Genomic DNA, 6,414 nt, shown 5'->3' on the forward strand with positions numbered 1-6,414 from the left:
AGACTGATAATTCAGCGTTAAGACAGGAGAGTATTTTCGTCGGCGATGGAGAATATCAATTTGTTTAATTTATACAGGAAGCGGTTTAATCAACTGTAGCTCGACGCCAAGCCGTATAGCATGCTTGGCATTTAAAACGCCCAATTTTTTTACCACATTGCCGATGTGGAATTTTACCGTACTTATTTTTATATCTAAAATCATTGCAATTTCAGGATAGGTTTTACCCATGCTGGCCCAATACAGAATTTCATTTTCCCGACGGGAAAATATTTCTTTGTCACCCAGTTTGTTATTATTTTGGCTAACTTCCTTATAAAGTGAGATGAATTTTTCATGAATCGAGATAAGCAGCATCTGTATTTTATCTTTATTATTTTCGAGGGTTTTTTCAATGTCGCTACTTTCCTCCTCTTCGATCATAATCGACAGCGCGACCAGATTTTGCAGATGGTCATGAAGTACAAACGTGTAGCCGTTAACAATATTGTACTCTCTGGAAAGATTAAAAATCTTTGAGAATCTCAATTTAGAATTGATGACCAGATTATCATCCCAGGAAAAAGGTGAGACTTTGTTTATCGCTGTCAAAATGACCGGATCGATATGCTGATAATTGTTTTCTTTGTAAGTTTCTACCCATTCCTGCGGGTAGTTGGAAATAATAACCACCTGTGAGGGATTCTTTTTGCTCATCACCATGTAAGCATATTTCAGAACGCCATAGCTCTTTAACTTTCGATTGAGGTAGTTTTTGATTGTAGTAGTGATGATTTCGTTTTCAGTAACAAAAAAGGACATTAACAGCCTCAAAATTTTTCATGAATGTGGGTAAGGGAGATGAGGATAAAAGTAGGATAGAAAACCTATACCAAAGTCTAACTACTGTTGCTTCCTGCTATCCCTTATAATTCGCTATCTAAGATAGCGTAGTACGCTAAGCGAGTACATAAAAATATAACGTCTGATATTTCGTTTTAATGGCTCTGACATAACGTTAAGCGCCAATCCAGGGAAATCTTTTCTTAATCATAGCATCCCCCTCGTGGGGATGATTATGTCACTCTCCTATCTATTTTGAGAATAATAGTTATCTATTCATTATATTGTCAACAGCACTGGTCCTTATTCGTTCTCTATTCATTGGTGCTGATGTGGCATTATGGTGTCTGACGGCATGAAATGATATTTGCTAAGCGCAAAAAAATGCCCCGACCCGAATAACCGGGACGGAGCATTTCAGTACCTCTGCGTCAGCAATGACGCTGTTCGATCATGCGAGGTCGAAACGGTCGAGGTTCATGACTTTGGTCCAGACAGCGACAAAATCTTGTACAAAACTCGCCTGCGCATCCGCACTGCCGTAGACTTCGGCCAACGCGCGCAATTGAGAATGCGAACCGAAGATCAGATCGACGCGCGTAGCCGTCCACTTGAGTTCCCCGGTCACGCGATCGCGTCCTTCAAATACGCCGTTGTTGTCCACCGCTTTCCACGTTGTCCCCATATCAAGCAGATTCACGAAGAAATCATTGGTCAGCGTCTGAGGACGTTGGGTGAACGCGCCGTGCTGTGTGTGGCCGACATTGGTGTCAAGCACACGCATGCCGCCTAACAGTACCGTCATTTCCGGCGCGCTCAAGGTAAGTAATTGCGCCTTGTCCACCAGCAACGCTTCGGCGGCGACGCTGTAACGTCCTTTGAGATAGTTGCGGAAACCATCGGCAATCGGTTCCAACACATCGAATGACGCTACATCGGTCTGTTCCAGTGAGGCGTCCATCCGACCGGGCGCGAACGGCACAGTGACCGGATGACCGGCGTTTTTCGCCGCCTGTTCAACACCCGTGCAACCTGCCAGTACGATCAGGTCAGCCAACGACACTTTTTTATTGCCGAACTGAGCGCGGTTAAACGTGTCCTGAATGTCTTCAAGCGTAGTCAGCACCTGCGCCAGTTGTTCAGGCTGATTCGCTTCCCAGTCTTTCTGCGGGGCCAGACGGATACGCGCGCCGTTGGCGCCGCCTCGCTTGTCGGAACCACGGAAGGTTGAGGCCGATGCCCAGGCTGTTGATACCAGTTGCGAGACAGACAAACCAGCGGCCAGAATTTTGCCTTTAAGATCGGCGATATCCTGGTCATTAATCAATTCATGATCAACGGCGGGGATCGGGTCCTGCCAAATCAACGCTTCAGCCGGGACTTCCGGGCCGAGATAACGGGCGTGCGGTCCCATGTCACGGTGCGTCAGCTTGAACCATGCGCGGGCGAAGGCGTCGGCAAATTCATTTGGATTCTCGTAGAAGCGGCGCGAAATTTTTTCGTAGATCGGATCAACGCGCAAAGCGAGGTCCGAGGTCAGCATGGTTGGCACATGACGCTTGGACGGATCGTGCGCGTCCGGCATTTCTCCCGCACCCGCGCCGTCTTTCGGCTGCCATTGATGGGCGCCGGCGGGACTTCTGGTCAGTTCCCATTCGAAACTGAACAGGTTCTCGAAAAAGTAGTTACTCCAGCGGGTCGGCGTTTGCGACCAGGTGACTTCCAGACCGCTGGAGATGGTATCGCCGCCTTTACCGCTGCCGAAACCGCTTTTCCAGCCCAGCCCTTGTTCTTCAATCCCGGCGGCCTCCGGTTCCGCTCCGACCAGCGCCGCATCGCCCGCGCCGTGGGTTTTACCGAAGGTGTGACCACCGGCAATCAGCGCCACGGTTTCTTCATCGTTCATCGCCATGCGGCTGAATGTTTCACGAATATCTTTGGCGGAGGCCAGCGGGTCCGGGTTACCGTTCGGCCCTTCCGGGTTCACGTAGATCAACCCCATCTGCACCGCCGCCAGCGGGTTTTCGAGGTCCCGTTCGCCGGTGTAACGTTTGTCGCCGCCTAACCAGGAGGTTTCGGATCCCCAGTAGACATCTTCTTCCGGTTCCCATACGTCCGGGCGTCCACCGGCAAAACCGAAGGTTTTGAATCCCATTGATTCCAGTGCGACGTTGCCGGTCAGGATCATTAGATCGGCCCATGAAATTTTGCGGCCATATTTCTGTTTAATCGGCCACAGCAAGCGTCGCGCTTTGTCCAGGTTGACGTTGTCGGGCCAGCTATTGAGCGGAGCGAAACGCTGTTGACCAGCGCCAGCGCCGCCGCGTCCATCGCCCATACGGTAGGTTCCCGCGCTGTGCCAGGCCATACGAATGAATAGCGGACCGTAGTGGCCGAAGTCCGCAGGCCACCAGTCTTGTAAATCGGTCATCAGGGCATGGAGATCTTGTTTAACGGCGGCTAAATCGAGACTTTTGAAAGCGTCGGCGTAGTCGAAGTCTTTATCCATTGGGTCGGACAGGGAAGAATGTTGGTGCAGAACTTTCAGATTCAGTTGATTCGGCCACCAGTCTTTGTTTGAGGTGCCGCTGTTGGTCGTCCTTTTACTGCCACCGCCCGAAAATGGGCATTTGCTTTCAGTTGTCATGTGTTCTGTTCCTTTGCTCGTGTGTCCATCCACCCGGCTTGTCTGATGCCTGGGCGTTGACCTGACGACATGAGATTGCTCGTATGGAGAATGTGCTCATTATTATCATAATACACTGAATTTCATCGGATAATGTTCACGTCGCCATCGTCTGGACATAAACCTCATCAGGTGAAATCGCTAGACATCTTAGCCAGAATGGGGAGATAGATAAAAGCGAATTAAATGAATATTGTGATAGTCAATGGCTTTCATATTATGGCTATTGATAGTTTTAAGTGAAAAAAAACGTCTCTATCGCCCGGTACAACGACGCGTACTGGGCGCAGGTGTTAATGACTGATTTTCACCAACGTTCGGCCACATATTTTATTATTTAACAAATCAGTGGCGATAATCGCCGCATCTTCCAGTTTGATTTCTCTTGCCGCCTGCTGATAGAAGCTTTCAGGCAGGACTTGCGCTAAACGACGCCATACGTCAGCGCGACGGGGTGTAGGAAGCAATACCGAATCAATGCCCTGTAGACGCACGTTGCGCAAAATGAAAGGCATCACGGTGGTGGGGAGATCATAGCCACCGGCTAAACCGCAAGCCGCGACGCAACCGCCATAATTCATCTGCGCGAGTATTTTGGCCAGCACGTTGCCGCCCAGGGTATCCACGGCGCCGGCCCATCGTTGTTTCTCAAGCGGACGGGTGTCGGCAAACGCTTCGCGCGACAGGATCTCGTCGGCGCCAAGCTGTTTTAGATAATCATGGGTGGTTTCACGACCGGTTACCGCGGCAACCGTATACCCCAGAACTTTCAGTAACGCGACCGCCGTGCTGCCGACGCCGCCGCTGGCGCCGGTGACCACCACACTGCCGCTTTGCGGCGTGATGCCAGCCTCTTCCAGCGCCATCACACACAACATGGCGGTAAAACCTGCCGTGCCAATGATCATCGCGTTGCGTGCGCTGAGGTTTTCAGGCATTGGCACCAGCCAGTCACCTTTCACGCACGCCTGCTCAGCAAGGCCACCCCAATGGTTTTCGCCAACGCCCCATCCCGTCAGGATCACGCTCTGCCCTGGCGAGAAGCGGGGATCATGACTTTGGCTGACACGCCCTGAAAAATCGATGCCGGGCACCATCGGAAACTGACGGACGATTTTCCCATTTCCTGTAATAGCCAGCGCGTCTTTGTAATTGAGGCCGGACCAATCGATATCCACCAGCACATCGCCTTCGGTCAGTGCAGGCAGGGTAACCTCTTTTACTTCCGCTAATATCTGATGGTCTTTTTGTTCCAGAACAAGTGCTTTCATACGTGACTTTCCTCGTCAAACGAATTTGAATGTGCCTCCCGAACAAACGGGTTTTTTTGCGGTTATTGTAGTTTTTATAGATCCTTTGCAGAAAAAGGCTCAAAACGGAGCAAGTGACTCAACTGAAAGGAAAAATTTAGCGGCGTATTGCAGCGACTTCCCACACAGTGAGCGATGCGCTTCTCCCGCCCGTATCCCGTTGGATTTATCAGAAAAATCCAATGGTATATGAAAAGCCTACGTCCAATCAGCCTGGTAAGCAAGAAGGGACATCACCATGTGGGATTTACCAATTTCTTGTTAAAAAAAATTAGTTTTTCTGTTGATTAATCAGTAGAAGAATGTTGGAGGGGGAGTAAATGATTATTATCACCTGTCTTCTAATATTCTATAAATCATTAATATAAAACATGTAATCAGCGGAAACTGCTATGAATGGTTTTTATCGTTCGTGTCTGGAAGGATGCGGCTATGTAAGCAGGTATGATACATTAATTTTTATAATTAATTATGAATGCATTAGAAAATGCGTGTATCGAAACTGCATTTGACGCAGCCGAAGGTTTTATTAAACCGCTTAACATTCCCATGTCCGACGGTATTCCCGCTGGTCCGTGGATGATTTCTGATAAAACAGGTCGCCATAGGATTTTGGCTGGTTGCATTCCCGCTGGAGTATGGTACTGCCGATGCTCATCATCAATAGACTTTTTGGCGACACGCTTCATTTGGCTACCCGGTCGCCTAGTCCTTTTGCTACAAAGGCAACATGGCGATGATTCCGCCGCAACCGGATTTCTCGCATTAACGCAGATTATCAGGGAAGTTGGCTGGCAGTTCACTGGCGGCGCAGTTAATCACGGTGTCGTTGTCCGTACCGCAGTCACGCACGAAGGTGATGGCGGCAAATTCATCGATCACTTCGGTCGGATAGGCTGGGCCTGCATCACGGTAAGAATTCATCAGCGGAATATGGTCGTTCTGAAAGCACACGGTTTTTTCAGGATTATTGATTATCCAGCGCGGGAAGAAAATAGTGCCGTGGAATACGTTATCGCCCAGGTTTACGATCAGGCTGACATCGGTGCCAGTCGGTTCTGTCCATGAAATTTTGTATACTTCTGAGGCGACACGCACGATGTAAGCTCGCTGATCTTTCACCCAACGGTTGCCGACGATGCCGCTATGGATTCGGTAATCCAGCGTTTTTCACATAGAGTTCATAGTTCCAGCCATTGTCGTAAGTATAGACAACGTGTTTGCCTACGAACCCGCTCAGGTCATGTTTATCAAAGTTTCTCATCGTGATTCTCCTTAATTTTGCGTCGTGACGAAACGATTGTTTCGATGAGAAGAAGATTACACTCCATAAAATTGATAAAAAAATGCTGATTTTAGATAAAAACAATCTAAATAACTGATCCTAATATCGCTACATTTTTACCAACCCATGATTCCCACCGGGGAATGGGCTGACAGTATTCATAAAGTGACGCACTTTTTTCAGTAACTGCCACATTGAGCGGCACTGGAGGTTTCCGGTTATCGTTTCGTGCAGCGCCTGCCACAGCCGTTCAACATGATTTACCCAGGGCGAGTAAACCGGCTGATAAATAACACGAAACTTCGGATTCT

Annotated in this window: 3 protein-coding genes and 3 pseudogenes; 1 reads left to right on the top strand and 5 read right to left on the bottom strand. The window is 48.9% G+C overall.

Features of this window, described 5'->3' with window-relative positions:
• Positions 1 to 69 precede the first annotated feature (69 nt).
• From DES54_RS14975 to acuI, 3 genes are all read right to left on the bottom strand, one after another.
• On the bottom strand, positions 70 to 801 hold the full coding sequence (locus DES54_RS14975) for a helix-turn-helix transcriptional regulator (protein ID WP_113868735.1): 732 nt from the start codon (positions 799 to 801) through the stop codon (positions 70 to 72).
• A gap of 472 nt (positions 802 to 1,273) precedes the next feature.
• Positions 1,274 to 3,469 carry a catalase/peroxidase HPI gene (gene katG, locus DES54_RS14980; protein ID WP_113868737.1) on the bottom strand — a complete coding sequence of 732 codons (2,196 nt, stop codon included), beginning with the start codon at positions 3,467 to 3,469 and terminating at the stop codon, positions 1,274 to 1,276.
• 332 nt (positions 3,470 to 3,801) lie between these two features.
• Positions 3,802 to 4,779 (bottom strand): acrylyl-CoA reductase (NADPH), encoded by a 978-nt coding sequence (gene acuI / locus DES54_RS14985; RefSeq protein WP_113868739.1) that lies wholly within the window; start codon positions 4,777 to 4,779, stop codon positions 3,802 to 3,804.
• Positions 4,780 to 5,426: 647 nt separating this feature from the next.
• On the opposite strand from acuI, the pseudogene DES54_RS18960 reads away from it, so the two are divergent.
• Positions 5,427 to 5,516: pseudogene (locus tag DES54_RS18960) on the top strand (hypothetical protein); the annotation flags it as partial.
• A 67-nt stretch (positions 5,517 to 5,583) separates the two neighbouring features.
• Here the strand turns inward: DES54_RS18960 and DES54_RS14990 are convergent.
• Both DES54_RS14990 and DES54_RS14995 read right to left on the bottom strand, forming a co-directional pair.
• Positions 5,584 to 6,082, bottom strand: a pseudogene (locus tag DES54_RS14990) (phenolic acid decarboxylase).
• 129 nt (positions 6,083 to 6,211) lie between these two features.
• Positions 6,212 to 6,414: pseudogene (locus tag DES54_RS14995) on the bottom strand (IS630 family transposase); the annotation flags it as partial.

This window comes from Brenneria salicis ATCC 15712 = DSM 30166, from assembly GCF_003315515.1.
Lineage (GTDB): Bacteria > Pseudomonadota > Gammaproteobacteria > Enterobacterales > Enterobacteriaceae > Brenneria > Brenneria salicis.

Excerpts from the sequence above, each read along its gene's own strand:
- DES54_RS14975 (WP_113868735.1), bottom strand. The coding sequence starts at position 801 with ATGTCCTTTTTTGTTACTGAAAACGAAATCATCACTACTACAATCAAA.
- acuI (WP_113868739.1), bottom strand. The coding sequence starts at position 4,779 with ATGAAAGCACTTGTTCTGGAACAAAAAGACCATCAGATATTAGCGGAA.
- katG (WP_113868737.1), bottom strand. The coding sequence starts at position 3,469 with ATGACAACTGAAAGCAAATGCCCATTTTCGGGCGGTGGCAGTAAAAGG.